The sequence below is a fragment of the Variovorax paradoxus genome (assembly GCF_902712855.1).
Taxonomy (GTDB): domain Bacteria; phylum Pseudomonadota; class Gammaproteobacteria; order Burkholderiales; family Burkholderiaceae_C; genus Variovorax; species Variovorax paradoxus_Q.
In genome coordinates, this window is sequence record NZ_LR743507.1 from 68,520 (window position 1) to 84,091 (window position 15,572).

The 15,572-nt window shown below is 70.0% G+C and carries 17 protein-coding genes; 11 read left to right on the forward strand and 6 right to left on the reverse strand.

The genetic code is table 11. From position 1 onward, the window contains the following. Positions 1-106 precede the first annotated feature (106 nt). Positions 107-1,243 carry a cytochrome P450 gene (locus tag AACL56_RS00365; protein WP_425337045.1) on the forward strand — a complete coding sequence of 379 codons (1,137 nt, stop codon included), beginning with the start codon at positions 107-109 and terminating at the stop codon, positions 1,241-1,243. Here the strand turns inward: AACL56_RS00365 and AACL56_RS00370 are convergent. Both AACL56_RS00370 and AACL56_RS00375 read right to left on the reverse strand, forming a co-directional pair. Then, a complete protein-coding gene (locus AACL56_RS00370; protein WP_339087865.1) occupies positions 1,201-2,202 on the reverse strand; it encodes a pyridoxamine 5'-phosphate oxidase family protein in 1,002 nt (333 codons plus the stop codon). The genes AACL56_RS00365 and AACL56_RS00370 overlap by 43 nt on opposite strands. Further along, entirely contained in the window at positions 2,199-2,858 is a 660-nt protein-coding gene (locus AACL56_RS00375; protein ID WP_339087866.1) for a glutathione S-transferase family protein, read from the reverse strand. Before AACL56_RS00375 ends, AACL56_RS00370 begins: the two co-directional genes overlap by 4 nt. Positions 2,859-2,974: 116 nt before the next feature. Between AACL56_RS00375 and AACL56_RS00380 the strand changes: the two genes are divergently transcribed. After that, complete coding sequence (locus AACL56_RS00380; RefSeq protein WP_339087867.1) at positions 2,975-3,865, forward strand: LysR family transcriptional regulator; 891 nt, start codon at positions 2,975-2,977, stop codon at positions 3,863-3,865. Here AACL56_RS00380 and AACL56_RS00385 read toward each other — a convergent pair. From AACL56_RS00385 to AACL56_RS00400, 4 genes are all read right to left on the reverse strand, one after another. Beyond that, positions 3,862-4,503, reverse strand: a complete 642-nt coding sequence (locus tag AACL56_RS00385; protein ID WP_339087868.1) for a hypothetical protein — start codon at positions 4,501-4,503, stop codon at positions 3,862-3,864. The two genes, AACL56_RS00380 and AACL56_RS00385, sit on opposite strands and share 4 nt — an antisense overlap. Beyond that, positions 4,500-5,192 carry a hypothetical protein gene (locus AACL56_RS00390; protein WP_339087869.1) on the reverse strand — a complete coding sequence of 231 codons (693 nt, stop codon included), beginning with the start codon at positions 5,190-5,192 and terminating at the stop codon, positions 4,500-4,502. Before AACL56_RS00390 ends, AACL56_RS00385 begins: the two co-directional genes overlap by 4 nt. Continuing rightward, entirely contained in the window at positions 5,189-6,031 is an 843-nt protein-coding gene (locus tag AACL56_RS00395; protein ID WP_339087870.1) for a hypothetical protein, read from the reverse strand. Before AACL56_RS00395 ends, AACL56_RS00390 begins: the two co-directional genes overlap by 4 nt. Positions 6,032-6,102: 71 nt before the next feature. Further along, entirely contained in the window at positions 6,103-6,495 is a 393-nt protein-coding gene (locus tag AACL56_RS00400; RefSeq protein WP_339087871.1) for a hypothetical protein, read from the reverse strand. 106 nt (positions 6,496-6,601) lie between these two features. On the opposite strand from AACL56_RS00400, the gene AACL56_RS00405 reads away from it, so the two are divergent. The 9 genes from AACL56_RS00405 to AACL56_RS00445 all read left to right on the forward strand — a co-directional run bounded on the left by AACL56_RS00405 (position 6,602) and on the right by AACL56_RS00445 (position 15,567). Beyond that, complete coding sequence (locus AACL56_RS00405; RefSeq protein WP_339087872.1) at positions 6,602-7,525, forward strand: ATP-binding cassette domain-containing protein; 924 nt, start codon at positions 6,602-6,604, stop codon at positions 7,523-7,525. Positions 7,526-7,528: 3 nt separating this feature from the next. After that, the gene (locus AACL56_RS00410) at positions 7,529-8,374 is read left to right on the forward strand and encodes an ABC transporter permease (protein ID WP_339087873.1); all 846 of its coding nucleotides are present in this window, start codon (positions 7,529-7,531) and stop codon (positions 8,372-8,374) included. 115 nt (positions 8,375-8,489) lie between these two features. Then, the gene (locus AACL56_RS00415) at positions 8,490-9,182 is read left to right on the forward strand and encodes a DUF3348 domain-containing protein (RefSeq protein ID WP_339087874.1); all 693 of its coding nucleotides are present in this window, start codon (positions 8,490-8,492) and stop codon (positions 9,180-9,182) included. Further along, complete coding sequence (locus tag AACL56_RS00420; RefSeq protein ID WP_339087875.1) at positions 9,179-11,881, forward strand: DUF802 domain-containing protein; 2,703 nt, start codon at positions 9,179-9,181, stop codon at positions 11,879-11,881. The genes AACL56_RS00415 and AACL56_RS00420 overlap by 4 nt, the downstream gene beginning before the upstream one ends. Before the next feature lie 4 nt (positions 11,882-11,885). Continuing rightward, entirely contained in the window at positions 11,886-12,539 is a 654-nt protein-coding gene (locus AACL56_RS00425; protein ID WP_339087876.1) for an OmpA family protein, read from the forward strand. Then, positions 12,532-13,146 (forward strand): DUF2894 domain-containing protein, encoded by a 615-nt coding sequence (locus AACL56_RS00430; protein WP_339087877.1) that lies wholly within the window; start codon positions 12,532-12,534, stop codon positions 13,144-13,146. Before AACL56_RS00425 ends, AACL56_RS00430 begins: the two co-directional genes overlap by 8 nt. A 98-nt stretch (positions 13,147-13,244) precedes the next feature. After that, positions 13,245-13,700, forward strand: coding sequence for a MarR family winged helix-turn-helix transcriptional regulator (locus AACL56_RS00435; protein ID WP_339087878.1), 456 nt, complete (start codon positions 13,245-13,247; stop codon positions 13,698-13,700). Positions 13,701-13,763: 63 nt separating this feature from the next. Further along, positions 13,764-14,189 (forward strand): organic hydroperoxide resistance protein, encoded by a 426-nt coding sequence (locus AACL56_RS00440; RefSeq protein ID WP_339087879.1) that lies wholly within the window; start codon positions 13,764-13,766, stop codon positions 14,187-14,189. A gap of 262 nt (positions 14,190-14,451) precedes the next feature. Then, positions 14,452-15,567, forward strand: coding sequence for a DUF2855 family protein (locus AACL56_RS00445; protein WP_339087880.1), 1,116 nt, complete (start codon positions 14,452-14,454; stop codon positions 15,565-15,567). Positions 15,568-15,572: the final 5 nt, after the last annotated feature.

Consider the following 15,572-nt stretch of genomic DNA (forward strand, 5'->3'; position numbering starts at 1 on the left):
GGCCGCATCGTATGACGGCATCGCACGCCACACTTCGTTCGCGGGCGAAGTGTGGCGGCACGACCGGTCGCACACTGCGTCCATGCACACGCTCGCTACTTCCACGCTGCCCGCCGACCCCGTCGCGGCGGTCACGCACGCCGATCCGTACCCGTACTACGCCGCGCTGCGCGAAGGCCCGCCACTCGCATGGAACGAGGCTCTTCAGCTCTGGGTGGCGAGCCGCGCGGACGTGGTCGAACAGGTGCTGCAGGCGCACGGCGCGTTGCGCGTGCGTCCGATGGCCGAGCCGGTGCCGCGCGCCATCGCCGGCAGCGCGGCCGGCGAGGTGTTCGGCCACCTGGTTCGCATGAACGACGGTGCCGCACACCAGGCGCAGCGGCCCGCGCTGCAGCGGGCGCTGTCCGGCCTCGACCTCGCCGCGGTGCACGCCACGGCACTAGAGGTGGCACGGCGCGTGCCCGAGCGGCAGGCGCTCGCCGACACGCTGTTCTCGATGCCCGTGCGATCGGTGGCTCACCTGCTCGGTTTCGACGACGAGCTGCTGCCCCGGGTCGAAGGCTGGATGCGCGACTTCGTGGCCTGCCTGTCGCCGTTGTCCACGGCCGCGCAGTTGCAGCACGCCAGCGCGGCGGCGCAGGAATTGATGGCGCGCTTCGAAGTGCTGGTCGCCAGTGCGGCGCCGCGAAGCGCCACGCTGCTGCACGGCGTGCTGGCGGAAGGCACGATGCCGACCCGCCCGCTGCTCGCGAACCTCGTGGGACTCATGTCGCAGACCTGTGACGCCACCGCCGGCCTGCTCGGCAACAGCCTGGTCGCGCTGGTCCGCGATCCGGCGCTGCGCGCGTCAGCCCGCACGCGCGACGGGCTGCTGGCCATCGTGGAAGAAACCGCGCGGCACGATCCTGCCGTGCACAGCACGCGGCGTTTTGCCGCTGAAACCGTGACCGTCGCCGGCACCGCGCTGGCGCCAGGCGATGCCGTGCTGCTGCTGCTGGCCTCGGCCAACCGCGACCCGGATTTCAATGAAGAACCCGACCGCTTCGCACCGATGCGCGCGCGGCGCCGCACGCTCGGTTTCGGTCATGGCATGCATGCGTGTCCCGGCCAGGCACTGGCCTGCACGCTGGCCACAGCCGGTCTGGAAACGCTGCTGCGCCGTGCGCCCGACCTCGACGCGCAGGGCCTGCGCGGCTGGGGCTACCGGCCTTCGGTCAACACGCGCATCCCGCTGTTCCACTGACCGGTGCCTGCCAGGTGCGGCGAGAACTGCGCATCGCCCCAGCGCAGCGGCAACGCCGCGGGCCGGCGCAGCGCGTGCGTCACGCGAAAGCGCATCAGCCGTTCCGCGCCTTCGAACGACTCGACCTCCGGGCCGTTCCAGATGATCTCGGACGTGACCGCCAGATGCAGCAATTCGCCGCTGTCGAAGTCGATGAACAGCAGCCCCGCGCGCGGATGGGCGGCGAGATTGCCGAGGGTGTTGAAGAAGCGGTTGCCGTTGAAGTCGGGCACGGTCAGCACATCGCGGCCCTCCTCGTCGCTGTCGATGCGCACGAACCCCGGACGCCCGCCGCGGTGCGACACATCGACGCCGTGCGAGCTCGCGTCGGCCTCGTCGCCTTCCGACACTTCGTTCGGGTAGGCGGTTGCGATGAACAGCGTGTCGGCGCTGCCGATGAGCCGGTGCGCCGCCACGTCGAGCCGGTCGAGCCACTGCACCGGCGCGGCCTGCGCGCGCGGCGCGGCCAGCTCCGGTTCGCGCGCCTGGATGTAGCGCGGGCAGTTGCCGAAGCTCTGCTGCACCGCGACAGTGAAGCCGGCGGCATCGAGCGCCTCGACCGTGCCGTTCATCCGGTTGCGCCGCCGCGTGTGCGGCTGGATGCCGAGAAAGCCGAGCGTGGCGCCCGGCTGCAGCTGCCCAGCGAGCGGGTCGCCCGCCGCGGGCAGCGCGTCGACGCGCAGGTGCGTGACATCGGGCGAATGCATGAAGCCGGCCGGTGCGGCCAGCACGCTGGCCCAGGGCTGCAGTTGCGCGTCGAGGCTGCCGACCACGAGGAACGGCAGCAGCGAGAAGAACTGGCGGTGCTGGTCGGGCATGAAGTCGCGGATCACGCGCGACCCCACCGCCTCCATCTGCTCGCGCGAACCCGCCAGCGCCTGCAGCGCACGCTCGCCCGCGTGGAACGGCGCGGCGATCATGCGGCCGCCGCGAGCTTGGCGGGCGTGCGCGCCATCGGCACGAACCCGGGCAGCGCCTCGACGCGCGCGAGCCAGCCGCGCACGTTCGGATAGCCGTCGAGCGACACACCGCCTTCGGGCGCGTGCGCCACGTAGGCGTAGTTCGCGATGTCGGCCAGCGTGGCATCGGTGTCCGCCAGGAAGGGCTGCTGCCGCAGGTGCTGCTCCATCACCGAGAGCAGCGCGTGCGCGCGCTTCACCGTGTCGGCGTGATCGCCGGCCTGTCCGAACACCGTGATGATCCGCGCCATCGCAGGCCCCGACGCGAGCGGTCCGGCCGCCACCGAGAACCAGCGCTGCACGCGCGCAGCGCCCGCCGGGTCGCGCGGCATCCAGCGCGCGGGATCGGGCGCATAGCGCTCGTTGAGATAGACCAGGATGGCGTTGGAGTCGGGCAGCACGAGTTCGCCGTCCTCGATCACCGGCACCTGGCCGAAGGCATTGCGCGCGAGGAAATCGGCACCGCGGTGCTGGCGATGGGGCAGGTCGACCTCGATGTTCTCGAACGGCAGGCCGAGCATCTCCAGGAACAGGCGCACGCGGTGCACGTGGCCGGAGAGCGAGAAGCCGTAGAGCTTGATGGGCTGTGCGGGATGTGCGGGGCGGGTGGCGGTCATGGGCAGGTCCTTTCTTTCGGCAACGGCGGGCGCAGCGCCGATTGTTCTCTCTTCCATCTTTCGGATGAATGGCCATTTCCGGATTTGACTGCTGCGTTTTCCGGTTTAATTGCGCGATGGATCGCTTCAAGGCCATGCAGACCTTCGTGCAGATTGCCGACCAGGGCAGCCTGACCCGCGCAGCCGACGCGCTCGGCACTTCGCTGCCCGCGGTGGTGCGTTCGCTCGCGGCACTGGAGGCGCACTTGGGCGTGCGCCTGTTCCACCGCACCACGCGCCGGCTCTCGCTGACCGAAGAGGGTCGCCACTACCTGCCGAGCGCGCGCGAGGTGCTGCTGGCGGCCGACGCCGCCGACCTCGCGCTGAAGGCCGAGGCGCGCGAGCCGGCGGGCCAGCTCACCATCACCGCGCCGGTGCTGTTCGGCCACATGTACGTGGCGCCGGCCATCGTGCGCTTCATGCAGCGCCACGAGAAGGTGCGCTGCAGCGTCCACCTGCACGACCGCACGGTGAACCTGCTCGAGGAAGGCATCGACGTGGGCATCCGCATCGGCGCGCTGGAAGACTCGTCGCTGGTGGCGCAGGCACTCGGCAGCATCCGCCGCGTGGTGGCGGCGAGCCCCGCGTTCCTGGCCGCACACGGCATGCCGCGCCATCCGCGCGAGCTCGAAGGCGCGCCCTGCGTGCGCGGGCGCGTCGGCGCCCCGGCGCAATGGCTGTTCCGCGAGGGCGGCAAGACCATCGGCGTCACGCCCGACACGCGGCTGGAGTTCAACCACATCGCGCCGGCGCTGGAGGCCTGCGCGGCGGGCATGGGCTTCGGCACCTTCTTCTCGTACCAGGTGCTGCCGCACGTGGCGCAGGGGCGGTTGTCGCTGGTGCTGGAAGACTTCGAGCCGCCGCCGCGCCCGGTGAGCGTGATCTACCCGAACGCACGGCTGCTGCCGGCACGCACGCGAGCCTTCATCGACTGGATGAAGACGGAGTTCAGCGGTCTCAGGCTTTAGCCGCCGGTACCATCCGGCGCAGCCGATGCCGGAGGCTTGCGCGGCAGCACATACGGCGCCAGCAGGTCGGGCTCGAGCGGCTCGCGGCTGTCGTGCAGGCAGATCTCGGAATCCTGCTTGAGCAGCGGCCAGCCGTCTTGCGCGAGTTGCGCGGTGAGCGCTGCCACGCTCGCGCTGAATTCCGAGAGCGTGGCCCGTCCGCGCAGCGTGATGAAGCAGGTGTCGGCTTCCTCGCGCAGGCTGTCGCGCGAGAGATGCGCGCCGTGCGACTCGCACAGCGCCCGCAATGCGCCCAGGTCGTGAAAACCGGGCTGCGGCCGCAGCTTGCCGCGCCACTCGAAGTAGTGGCCGGGTCGCTCCAGGTACTGCGTGTCGCTCACGCGCGCGTCGACCTTCACGCCCAGCACGGCCATGCCCGCGCGCGCCAGCCACTGCGCGAGCGCCATGGCCTCGGCCTTGGCTTCCTCGAGGTCGGCACGCAGCCACGCAGCGGCCGATGGCTGGCGCCGCGGCTCGCCATGGTGGGAGTCGATCAGCAGCGGGCGCAGGCCGACCTGCTCGCACAGCGCGACGAACGACGAGATCTGGCCGTCGTGCAGCGTGCCGCAGGTCAGGTGCAGTTCGAGCATGCCCTTCATGGCACGGCCACCGGTGCCGGCAGGGGCTTGCCGTTGCACAGCGCCGCGGCGTCGACGGCCATGGCGTGTACCGCTTCCTCGAGGCCGAGGTTGAGCACCGTCATGAACTCGCCGTTGCCGCTGGCGAAATTGGTGCGCGCGCCCATGCCGTGGTACTGGCGCACCGCGGTCTCGCCGCCGGGCAGGCGGTAGGTGGCCTTGAGCACCACGTGCGAGACGAGGTTCAGGTCGGCGGACCAGGCATGCGCCAGGCGCAGCGCCACGTCGGCAGTGACCTGGTTCGCGCCGGCATTGGGCTGGACGTTCGCGGGTGCGGAACCGAACACCGGCTGGAAACCGTAGCGGCCCGTGGACTGCAGCGCGCCGCGCGTCCAGGCCGTGGCGTCGCCGCTGCGCAGCGACTGCACCGAGCGCGGCGTGGCGTGCACCGTCGGCAGCATCAGGGTGAGGTTGCCCGCATTGGCCTTGTTGCTGCGCGCGTCCTCGACGCCCGGCAGGTACAGCATGCAGCCGCGCACGAGCCGCGGCGAAGCGGCCGGCACGCCGTCGGGCCGCTCCGCGGAAAGCGCGGCGTCGGGCGAGGCCTCGAACAGCATCGGCAGCGGTTCGCTCTCGGTCACCGCGTGGGCGGCGCCGCACAGGACCGATGCCGCGCACAGCAAGGTCATGCTCCGGCGTACGAGGCTCATGGCGCAGCGCTCCGCACCGAGTACATCGCGCCGTCCTGGTCGCGGAACAGCACGCGCCCGGGCTGCTCGTCGAAGCTCTGGCCGGCCAGCGTGACCCATGAGCCGTTGACGTTGAAGCGCGCGGTCTTCACGCCGGTGCCGCGCGCGCCGGCGATGTCCATGGCCACCGCGTGCAGGGTCTGCACGAGCGACTCGCGCATCACGCCGCGCAGCACCTGCCCGTCGTCGGCCACGAGGCGGCGCACGACGGTGCTGCGCACCATGCCGCCGACCGGCGTCTGGTAGATGGCCGAGGCGCGGTAGCTCGGCTCGGCTCGGCCGTCCTGCCACAGCAGCGCCGAGGTGCGCGTGGTGAAGGCGCCCAGGCCGGGCTCGAGGGCGTACTGCAGCAGAAGGACCATGTAGGCGGGGCCGTCCCGGGTGGCGGCGATGCGAGCGTCCTGCTCGGCCTTCACCGGCATGGCGGCGAGCACCTGCGAGGAACGGATCTTCAGCGGGAAGGCGGTCGGCTCGGCCAGCGCGGCCTCGAGCGCCTTGCCGGCTTCCACGCGGTAGTCGTAGTCGAGCAGCGGACCGACGATGGCCTGCACCTCGGCGCTCATGGCCTTCTGGCGCGACTGCTGCACCGACGAATCGATCAGCGCGCCGATCAGGCCGCCGCCGGTGGCTGCGCTCACGCCGGGCGCCTGCGCCGAGAACATGAAGCTCTCCTGCGCAACGACGACACGCACGTCGACCTCACGCACCTTGCCCCGGTCCGCGGCCGCCAGTGGCCGGTGGAACGGCGCACAGGCGCCGAGCGCCGCCAGGAGCGGCAGCGCCAACACGAAACGCAACATCCTTGGGCCTCCCGCCGCAAATTGCAATCGGGTGTCGATTGTGCCGTCGGCTGCGCGAGTTTCTACACGGCTCAGGAGGGTCCCATCGTGCCCGTGGTTTTCAAGCGACTCCCGAGCATCCAGCCCATGGTGTCCTCGCCCGTCTTCGGATGGATGAACATCACCTGCACCCATTCCTTGTACGGCGTGTAGAGGGTGACGCGGTCGTTCGGCACCAGGAACTTGCCGCTGTCGCAGCCCGCGTCCGGCGCGGTGTGCAGGTGCGCGCGCCCGGTGCCGGTGACGACCCCGCCGCGGCGGGGCATGAAGCCGGGACTTTCGTTGGCCACGGCGTGCAGCGCCTCGCACCGCTTCGATTCGCCGGGCGGGGCCGCCGAGGCAGGCGTCGCGCCGGCTAGGAGGGCCAGCGCGGCGAGTGCTGCGGACGCCGCAAGCGCGGCGCCGCCTGAAGTTGCTCTGAACATCGCGGGATTATCCATCGATCGATGCGCTCTGATCTTGCGAACGCAACGTGCTTCGGACACTGTCTCTTCGCGACATCTGAACCTGCCTATGATCCTACGCTTGCACATGTCTCCTCTCTTCCAGGTCAGCCATCTGCGCAAGCGCTATGGCGACACCACGGTCGTCGACGACCTGTCGTTCGAGATCGCGCCCGGCGAATGCCTGGGCGTGATCGGCCCGAACGGCGCCGGCAAGACCACCACCATCCGCATGTGCCTGGGCCTCACCGCACCCGACGGCGGGGAGATCTCCGCGCTGGGCCTTCAGATGCCGCGCGACGCGCTGGCCATCAAGGCGCAGCTGGGCGTGGTCACGCAGTTCGACACGCTCGACCCCGACTTCAGCTGCGCCGAGAACCTCGTGGTGTACGGCCGCTACTTCGGCTACGGCAAGGCGCAGGTGCGTGCGCGCGTGCCGCAGCTGCTGGAGTTCGCGGCGCTCTCGCACAAGGCCGACGCCAAGCCGGGCGAGCTGTCGGGCGGCATGCGCCGACGGCTGTCGCTGGCGCGCGCGCTGGTGAACGACCCGCGTCTGCTGCTGCTCGACGAGCCCACCACCGGGCTCGACCCGCAGGCGCGCCACCTGATGTGGGAACGGTTGCAGGTGCTGCTGCAGCAGGGAAAGTCGATCCTTCTGACCACGCACTTCATGGACGAGGCCGAGCGCCTGTGCTCGCGGCTGCTGGTGCTCGACCACGGCCGCAAGATCGCCGAGGGCAAGCCGCGCGACCTGATCGCCGAGCACCTGGAGCCCGACGTGGTCGAGGTGTACGGCAACGGCGCGCTGTCGCTGGCCGAGTCTGCCGAGCTGCGGGCGATGGCGGCGCGCGTGGAAGTGAGCGGCGAGACGGTCTTCTTCTACACGCAGGACGCGCGGCGGCTGCTCGATGCGCTCACGCAGCATGGCGGCCTGCGCACCTTTCACCGCCCGGCCAACCTCGAGGACCTGTTCCTCAAGCTCACGGGCCGCCAGATCCGCGAAGACGGCTAGACCATGAACACGACAACAACGACAACAACGACGACAACAACCGCCGCGCCGCCCTCGCCCTCCGTCTGGCGCGCGCCCGAACTCTCGCTGCGCTGGTGGCCCGTGTTCCTGCGCAACCTGCTGGTATGGCGCAAGCTCGCGCTGCCGAGCCTGATCGGCAACATCGCCGAGCCGCTGATCTGGCTCGTGGCCTTCGGCTACGGCATGGGCGCGCTGGTGGGACAGGTGGCGGTCGACGGCGTGAAGGTGCCCTACATCCTGTTCCTGGCGAGCGGCTCGATCTGCATGAGCGCGATGAACGCGGCGAGCTTCGAGGCGCTGTACTCGGCCTTCTCGCGCATGCATGTGCAGAAGACCTGGGACGGCATCATGAACGCGCCGGTCGGGCTCGACGACATCGTGCTGGCCGAGATGCTGTGGGCCGCGTTCAAGTCGATCTTCACCGTCACCGCGATCCTGTTCGTGATGCTCGGGCTGGGCATCAGCCACACGCCGAAGCTGATCGTGGCGTGGCTGGTGCTGATCGGCGCGGGCATCACCTTCTCGTCGATCGCGCTGATCTTCAACGCGCTGGCCAAGGGCTACGACTTCTTCACCTACTACTTCACGCTGTTCATGACGCCGATGATGTTCCTGAGCGGCGTGTTCTTCCCGCTCGAGCAGCTGCCCGCGGCGGTGAAGGCGGTGGCGGCATGGCTGCCGCTGACCAATGCGGTGATGCTGGTGCGCCCGCTGTTCATGGACCAGTGGCCGCCGCAGTGGTGGCTGCATGCGGCCGTGCTGGCGGTGTACGCGGTGGTGGCTTTCTGGATCGCGCTGGCGCTCACGCGCAAGCGTTTCAGGGGCTGAAACGGACGGCCGCGGGAGGCCGTCCCACAGACGCGTCAGGGGCTGTAACGGGCCCGGCCAGATCGGGCCTTCGGTGTAGACTGCCAGGTTTTTCGAACGGGCGGTATCTGGCTGTATGGCGCAAGTTTCAGCGCGCGCAGGATTCAACGGCTCGGCGCTCACTCGCTTGCTCTCCCGGCTCTCCCAGGCCGATGTCCGCGAACCCCGGCAAGTCACCGCGGACCGCCTGAGTCAGTGGTTCGGGTGGACCGACGCCATCTCGTTGTCTGCTGCATTGAATGGCACTCCGGGGGCTTCGCCGCCCGGTTCGCGCGCGTCCGCCAACGCCGAGGAAACCGAATGCCGGCGCGTGCGGGCCGCACTGGCCGCGGCCATCGCGGAAGACAGCACTTTCGCTGCGTCGCCGGAGCGCGACGCCGCCATGGACCCGGCCGTTCCCGTCGAGTTCTCGCCTTTCCGCCAGCGCTACCTCGCCCGCCAGCAGGCGATGGAGGCCGGCGTCGGCCCGCTGCGCGGCAGGCTGCGCGCCCGGCTGGCGAGCCGCTCGCCCGAGATGGCGCGGCTGGCGGCGGTCGACGTGGTCATGGAGCAGGTGCTCGGCGCGCAGGAGCGCAGCCTGCTGGCCGGCGTGCCCGCCCTGCTCGAAAAACACTTCAGGCGCCTGCGGCAGGCGGCACCCGAGGCATGGCTGGACACGTTCCGCCGCGACGCCCGCGATGTGCTGCTGGCCGAACTGGACCTTCGATTCCAACCTGTGGACGGGCTGCTCGAAGCCTTTCGCACAGGTCACAAAGACACTCCTCAATGAACAGATTCCTTCATCACGCGGTCCTGGCCGCAGGCCTGGCCGTGGTGTGCTGGGCCGGCGCGGGCTACATCGGCTCCAACCCGCTGGCGCTGGCCGTCACCGTCCTCGTGGGCGCGTTCTACGTCATGGGCGCGCTCGAGCTGCACCGCTTCCACCAGGCCACCTCGACGCTGACGAAGGCGGCGGGCGAACTGTCTGCGCCGCCTGCCAGCCTGGGCGCCTGGCTCGCCCAGCTGCATCCTTCGCTGCAGAACGCAGTGCGCCAGCGCATCGAGGGCGAGCGCATGGGCCTGCCGGGTCCGGCCATGACGCCGTACCTCGCGGGCTTCCTGGTGCTGCTGGGCATGCTCGGCACCTTCCTCGGCATGGTGGTCACGCTCAATGGCACGGGCATCGCGCTGGAAAGCTCGACCGACCTGCAGTCGATCCGCGCGTCGCTGTCCGCGCCGGTGAAGGGCCTGGGCCTGGCCTTCGGCACCTCGGTGGCGGGCGTGGCCGCGTCGGCCATGCTGGGCTTCGCCTCGGCCCTGAGCCGGCGCGAGCGCCTGCAGGCCGGGCAACTGCTCGACACGAAGATCGCAACCATCCTGCGCCCCTACTCGCAGGTGCACCAGCGCGAGGAATCCTTCAGGCTGCTGCAGCAGCAGGCAGAGGCCATGCCCGCGCTGGTGGGCCAGCTGCAGGAAATGATGGCCGCGATGGAACGCCAGAGCCTTGCGCTCAACGAGCGCCTCGCCGCCGGCCAGGACGGCTTCTACGGCCGCACCGAGGCGGCCTATGCCGGCCTGGCCTCGTCGGTCGATGCGTCGCTCAAGCACAGCCTGACCGAAAGCGCGCGCATCGCCAGCACGGCGATCCAGCCGGTGGTGGAAGCCACCATGGCCGGCATCGCGCGCGAGACCGCATCGCTGCACGACACGCTCGCGCACACGGTGCAGCAGCAGCTCGACGGCCTGTCCACCCGCTTCGAGGCCACCACCGGCCGCGTCGCCGAGACCTGGAAGCTGGCGCTGGATGAACACCAGCGCAGCACTGAGGCGCTGTCGGGCGAGGTGCGCGGCGCGCACGACCGGCTGGCCGATGCCTTCGGCGAGCGCTCCTCGGCGCTGGTGGCGAGCGTCGCGTCGCAGCTCGAGGGCACCGTGGGCACCGTGTCGCAGACCTGGGGCAGCGCGCTGGCGCAGCACCGGCAGGCGAGCGAGCAGCTGACCGCCGATACCCAGCAGGCGCTCGCTGCCGCAGCGGCAACCTTCGAACAGCACTCGGCCTCGCTGCTGGGCACGGTGGGCCAGGCGCACACCGAGCTGCAGTCGCAGCTGGCATCGCGCGACGAGCAGCGCCTGTCGGCATGGACGCAGTCGCTGGCCGCGATGGCCGAGGCGCTGCGGCATGAATGGCAGCAGGCCGGCGCGAACACGCTCGGCCAGCAACAGCACCTGCTGGAGACGATGGCGCAGACCGCGCGCGAGATGTCGGCCGAGACCGCGGCGCATGCGAAGGCCACCACCGCCGAGATCGCGCAGTTGCTGCAGGCCGCGGCCGAGGCGCCGCGCGTCGCGGGCGAAGTGATGGCCGCGCTGCGCGAGAAGCTCGCCGACAGCATGGACAGCTGGCAATCCACGCTGGCCGAGCACCAGCGCACGACGCAGGCGTTGTCCGCCGAGGTGCGCGGTGCGCACGACCGGCTGGCCGAGACTTTCGGCAACCGCTCGGCGGCACTGGTCGACGGCGTCGCGGCACGGCTCGAGGGTGCCGTGGGCCAGGTCTCGGACACCTGGGGCAGCGCGCTCGCGCAGCACCGGCAGGCCAGCGAGAAGCTGTCCGCCGACACGCAGCACGCGCTCACCGCGGCGGCCGCCGCCTTCGAACAGCATTCGGCCTCGCTGCTGGGCAGCGTGGGCCGGGCGCATGCCGAACTGCAGACGGACCTGACATCGCGCGACGAGCAGCGGCTGGCGGCATGGACGCAATCGCTCGCGTCGATGGCCGGCTCGCTGCGCAACGAATGGCAGCAGGCGGGCGCAAGCACGCTCGGCCAGCAGCAGCAACTGCTGGAGGCCATGGCGCAGGCCGCGCGCGAGATGTCGGTGCAGAACGAGGCGCATGCGAAGAACACCATCGCCGAGATCGCACAGCTCCTGCAGGCGGCCTCCGAGGCGCCCCGCGTCGCGGCCGAGGTGGTGGCCGAGCTGCGCCAGAAGCTGTCGGACAGCATGGCGCGCGACAACGCCATGCTGGAAGAGCGCAGCCGCATCCTCGACACGCTTTCCACGCTGCTCGACGCGGTGAACCACGCGTCCACCGAGCAGCGCGCCGCAGTCGATTCGCTGGTGGCCGCGTCGGCCGACGTGCTCGAGCGCGTGGGCAGCCGCTTCACCGAGAAGATCGACGAGGAGACCGGCAGGATGTCGACGGTGGCCGCACAGATCACCGGCGGTGCCGTCGAGGTGGCCAGCATGGGCGAAGCCTTCGGCCTGGCCGTGCAGCTCTTCAGCGAATCGAACGAGAAGATGGGTGCGCAGCTGCAGCGCATCGAGGGCGCGCTGGGCAAGTCGATCGCGCGCAGCGACGAGCAGCTGGCCTACTACGTGGCACAGGCGCGCGAGGTGATCGACCTGAGCATCATGTCGCAGAAGCAGATCGTGGAAGACCTGCAGCGCATCGCCGACCGCCAGGCGGCGGTGGGCAGCGAGGCCTGACGCGATGCACGACGAACTCGACGGCGGCGCCGATCCCGGCGTGCCGGTGTGGGCGGTGTTCGGCGACCTGATGTCGGGGTTGCTGGGCGCCTTCGTGCTGATCCTGGTGTGCGCGCTGGGCATGCAGCTCGAGCTCGCGACCAGGCTCGAAGCCGAGGTGCAGCAGCGCGAAGCCGAAGCCAAGCGCCGGCAGACGCTCGAGGAAGCCCTGGCAGGGCCGCTCGCCGCGGGCCGCGTGACGCTGAACAACGGCCGCATCGGCATCAGCGGCAACGTGCTGTTCGCCTTCAACTCGGCCGACCTGCAGCCCGAAGGCCGGCAACTGCTCAGGAGCCTGGCGGCGCCGCTCTCGGCCTACCTGCGCTCGCGCGACGAGATCCTGATGGTGAGCGGCTTCACCGACGACCGGCAGATGCGCGACAACGCACGGCAGTTCGCCGACAACTGGGAGCTGTCGGCGCAACGCGCGCTGACGGTGACGCGCGCGCTGATCGAGGCCGGCGTGCCTTCGTCGGCGATCTTCGCGGCGGCCTTCGGCTCCGAGCAGGCGGTGGCGTCGAATGCCGACGCGGACGGCCGCTCGAAGAACCGCCGCGTGGAAATGGCGCCGACGCCGCGGCCTTCGCGCAGCGCCGAAACCATCAAGCCCCGTGGCTGAACAAGTGGCCGCAGACCTCGCCGCATGGCGCGAGCGCGGCGACGACCGCTTCGACCCGGTGCGCTTCCGCTTCATCGAGGCGATGGCCCGGCGTGCCGAAGCGCATGACGGCGAAGCGCGGCGCCTGCTCGACGACAAGGTGGCGCAGCTGCTTTCCGCGTACCGCGAGGCGCTCGAGACATCGCGCAGCGTGGACGCTCGCACCGAAGAAGCAGAGCCCGGCCGCAGTGCGCTCGCCGAACTGGTCGCGCACATCGCGCGGCACGCGCCGCCGCCGGGCGAAGGCCTGGCCGAAAACGCGCCCGCGCCGGACCTCAAGGCCGTCAGCTACTTCCGCAGCACCTGGTCGAAGCTCAGCGCCGATCGGCGCCTGCACCAGTCGCTGGCCAAGGTGCCCGACAACGCAGGTCCGCTCAACTCGCACCACCTGGTGCATCGCGCGCTCATCCTGATGCGCGACCTCTCGCCGGAATACCTCAACCGGTTCATGTCGTACGTCGATTCCCTGTTGTGGATCGACCAGGCCAATGGCAGCATGGCGTCCGCGGCAGCGACCACGCCCCGCGCCGAGACCCCGAAGAAATCCGGCCGCGGCAAGTCCGCCTGAATACCACGCGCGCGGCGAAGGCGCTGCGCGTGCCCACGAAAACCGGACACGCTCCAATTACCTTGCACACAATTTAATTGCTCGCTAGAATTCAGCCCATGCGCTCCACCCAGGTCACTGCCGACGAAATGCTCAAGCTGGACAACCAGCTGTGCTTTGCGGTGTATTCCGCCTCGCTGGCCATGACGCGCCTCTACAAGCCGGTGCTCGAGAAGCTCCAGCTCACCTATCCGCAGTACCTCGTCATGCTCGCCCTCTGGGAGCAGGACGGCCCCACGGTCTCCGCGCTCGGCGAACTGCTGTCGCTCGACTCGGGCACGCTCACGCCGCTGCTCAAGCGCCTCGAAGCCAACGGCTACGTGGCCCGCGTGCGCGACGTGGCCGACGAGCGGCGCGTGCACATCACGCTCACCGCCGCTGGCCGCAAGCTGAAGACCAAGGCCGCCGACGTGCCTGCCTGCCTCATGGCCGCCACCGAGTGCTCGGTGCCGGAACTCATTGCGCTCACGCAGCAGATCCAGTCTCTGCGCGACCGCATCAAGAAAGCCGCGTAGATCAGTCCGGCGCGCGGCTCGCGTTTCCCCTGTCCCTTCCTCACTTCACCAAAGGAAATCACCATGACCACCAAGCTCGACAAAGTGCTCTACACCGCAGAAGCCCACACCGTCGGCGGCCGTGACGGCGCAGGCAAGTCCAGCGACGGCGCCATCGACGTCAAGCTGAGCTCGCCCGGCTCGGGCAAGCCCGGCACCAACCCCGAGCAGCTGTTCGCGGTCGGCTACGCCGCCTGCTTCATCGGTGCGATGAAGGCCGTGGGCCCGAAGATCGGCGTGAAGGTGCCGGACGACGTCGCCATCGACTCCAGCGTTTCCCTCGGCCCGACGAACGGCGGCGCCGCCTACGGCATCGCCGTGAAGCTGGCGATCACGCTGCCGGGCCTCGATGCCGAAGCCAAGCAGAAGCTGGTCGACACCGCCCACCAGGTGTGCCCGTACTCGAACGCCACGCGCGGCAACATCGACGTCGAACTCAGCATTGTTTGAGCTCGCCCCCAGGCTTCGCGCACTTCGTGTCGCTACGCCAACCCCCTACCGGGGGCAACACCGAAGGCCCGGCAAAGCCGGTTCCTTGGTGTTCGCTTGAAGGGGGCCTGTTCCTTTTTGAAGAGCGACCTGGCCATCCGCCGGGTCGCTTTTTTCATGGGAGGTCGATGTCTCACGGGTGACGCCGGAATGCGGCGCGCGGTAGCGCCTTTCACCGGGCTTGGCTAATGTCGCGGTCATACCCACTGCCGGAGCTTCCGCCATGAGCACCACCAGCCTCTTCGTTCGCAAGGACCAGCTCGCGACCACGCGCCTTCACACCGCCACCGACGAAGCCCTGGCCGACGGCCAGGTGCGGGTGCGCATCGACGGCTTTGCGCTCACCTCGAACAACATCACGTACGCGGCTTTCGGCGACGCGATGAGCTATTGGCAGTTCTACCCGACCGGCGAGGAGGGCTGGGGCAGCGTTCCGGTGTGGGGCTTCGCGAGCGTGGTGCAGTCGCTGCACCCGGGCGTCGCGGCGGGCGAGCGGCTGTACGGCTACTGGCCGATGGCCTCCGCCGCGGTGCTGACCCCGGGTCGGCTGTCGCCCGAGCGCTTCACCGACATGGCCGGGCACCGCGCGGCATTGCCTGCGGTCTACAACCAGTACTTCCGCTGCGCCAGCGACCCGCTCTACACCGCCGACACCGAGGACATCCAGGCACTCTTGCGCCCGCTGTTCATCACGTCGTGGCTCATCGACGATTTCATGGGCGACAACGACTTCTTCGGCGCGAAGACGATGCTGCTGTCCAGCGCATCGAGCAAGACGGCGTACGGCACGGCCTTCCAGCTGCACCAGCGCAAGGACGTCGAGGTGATCGGCCTCACCTCGCCCGCCAACGTGGCCTTCTGCGAGAGCCTGGGCTGCTACGACCGCGTGGCGACCTACGATGCGCTGGACACCATCGCGGCCGACACGCCCTGCGTGTACGTCGACTTCGCCGGCAACGGCGCGCTGCGCAACGCCATCCACGAACGCTTCGCGAACCTGAAGTACAGCAGCTCGATCGGCGGCACGCACGTGGAGCAGCTCGCGGCCAAGGGCGCGGGCAAGGAACTGGCCGGCCCGCGCGCCACGCTGTTCTTCGCGCCCGCGCAGATCAAGAAGCGCACCGGCGAATGGGGCGCCGACGAGTTCGCCCGGCGCATGGTCGCGGCCTGGCACCAATTCCTGGCGGCCGTCACCGACACGAAGAACCCCTGGCTGCACGCCGAGCACCACGACGGCGGCGAGGCGGTGCAGGCCGCCTACGGCCACGTGCTCGGGGGCAAGGGCGACCCGCGCACCGGTCATATCCTTTCTCTTTCCAGACAACCCGCGCGCGCCTGAAGCGC

Coding starts and splice junctions, on each gene's coding strand:
- AACL56_RS00380 (WP_339087867.1), top strand. CDS start 2,975: ATGGATCGCTTCAAGGCCATGCAGACCTTCGTGCAGATTGCCGACCAG.
- AACL56_RS00445 (WP_339087880.1), top strand. CDS start 14,452: ATGAGCACCACCAGCCTCTTCGTTCGCAAGGACCAGCTCGCGACCACG.
- AACL56_RS00415 (WP_339087874.1), top strand. CDS start 8,490: ATGGCGCAAGTTTCAGCGCGCGCAGGATTCAACGGCTCGGCGCTCACT.
- AACL56_RS00425 (WP_339087876.1), top strand. CDS start 11,886: ATGCACGACGAACTCGACGGCGGCGCCGATCCCGGCGTGCCGGTGTGG.
- AACL56_RS00395 (WP_339087870.1), bottom strand. CDS start 6,031: ATGTTGCGTTTCGTGTTGGCGCTGCCGCTCCTGGCGGCGCTCGGCGCC.
- AACL56_RS00405 (WP_339087872.1), top strand. CDS start 6,602: ATGTCTCCTCTCTTCCAGGTCAGCCATCTGCGCAAGCGCTATGGCGAC.
- AACL56_RS00420 (WP_339087875.1), top strand. CDS start 9,179: ATGAACAGATTCCTTCATCACGCGGTCCTGGCCGCAGGCCTGGCCGTG.
- AACL56_RS00410 (WP_339087873.1), top strand. CDS start 7,529: ATGAACACGACAACAACGACAACAACGACGACAACAACCGCCGCGCCG.
- AACL56_RS00440 (WP_339087879.1), top strand. CDS start 13,764: ATGACCACCAAGCTCGACAAAGTGCTCTACACCGCAGAAGCCCACACC.
- AACL56_RS00435 (WP_339087878.1), top strand. CDS start 13,245: ATGCGCTCCACCCAGGTCACTGCCGACGAAATGCTCAAGCTGGACAAC.
- AACL56_RS00370 (WP_339087865.1), bottom strand. CDS start 2,202: ATGATCGCCGCGCCGTTCCACGCGGGCGAGCGTGCGCTGCAGGCGCTG.
- AACL56_RS00390 (WP_339087869.1), bottom strand. CDS start 5,192: ATGAGCCTCGTACGCCGGAGCATGACCTTGCTGTGCGCGGCATCGGTC.
- AACL56_RS00385 (WP_339087868.1), bottom strand. CDS start 4,503: ATGAAGGGCATGCTCGAACTGCACCTGACCTGCGGCACGCTGCACGAC.
- AACL56_RS00375 (WP_339087866.1), bottom strand. CDS start 2,858: ATGACCGCCACCCGCCCCGCACATCCCGCACAGCCCATCAAGCTCTAC.
- AACL56_RS00400 (WP_339087871.1), bottom strand. CDS start 6,495: ATGTTCAGAGCAACTTCAGGCGGCGCCGCGCTTGCGGCGTCCGCAGCA.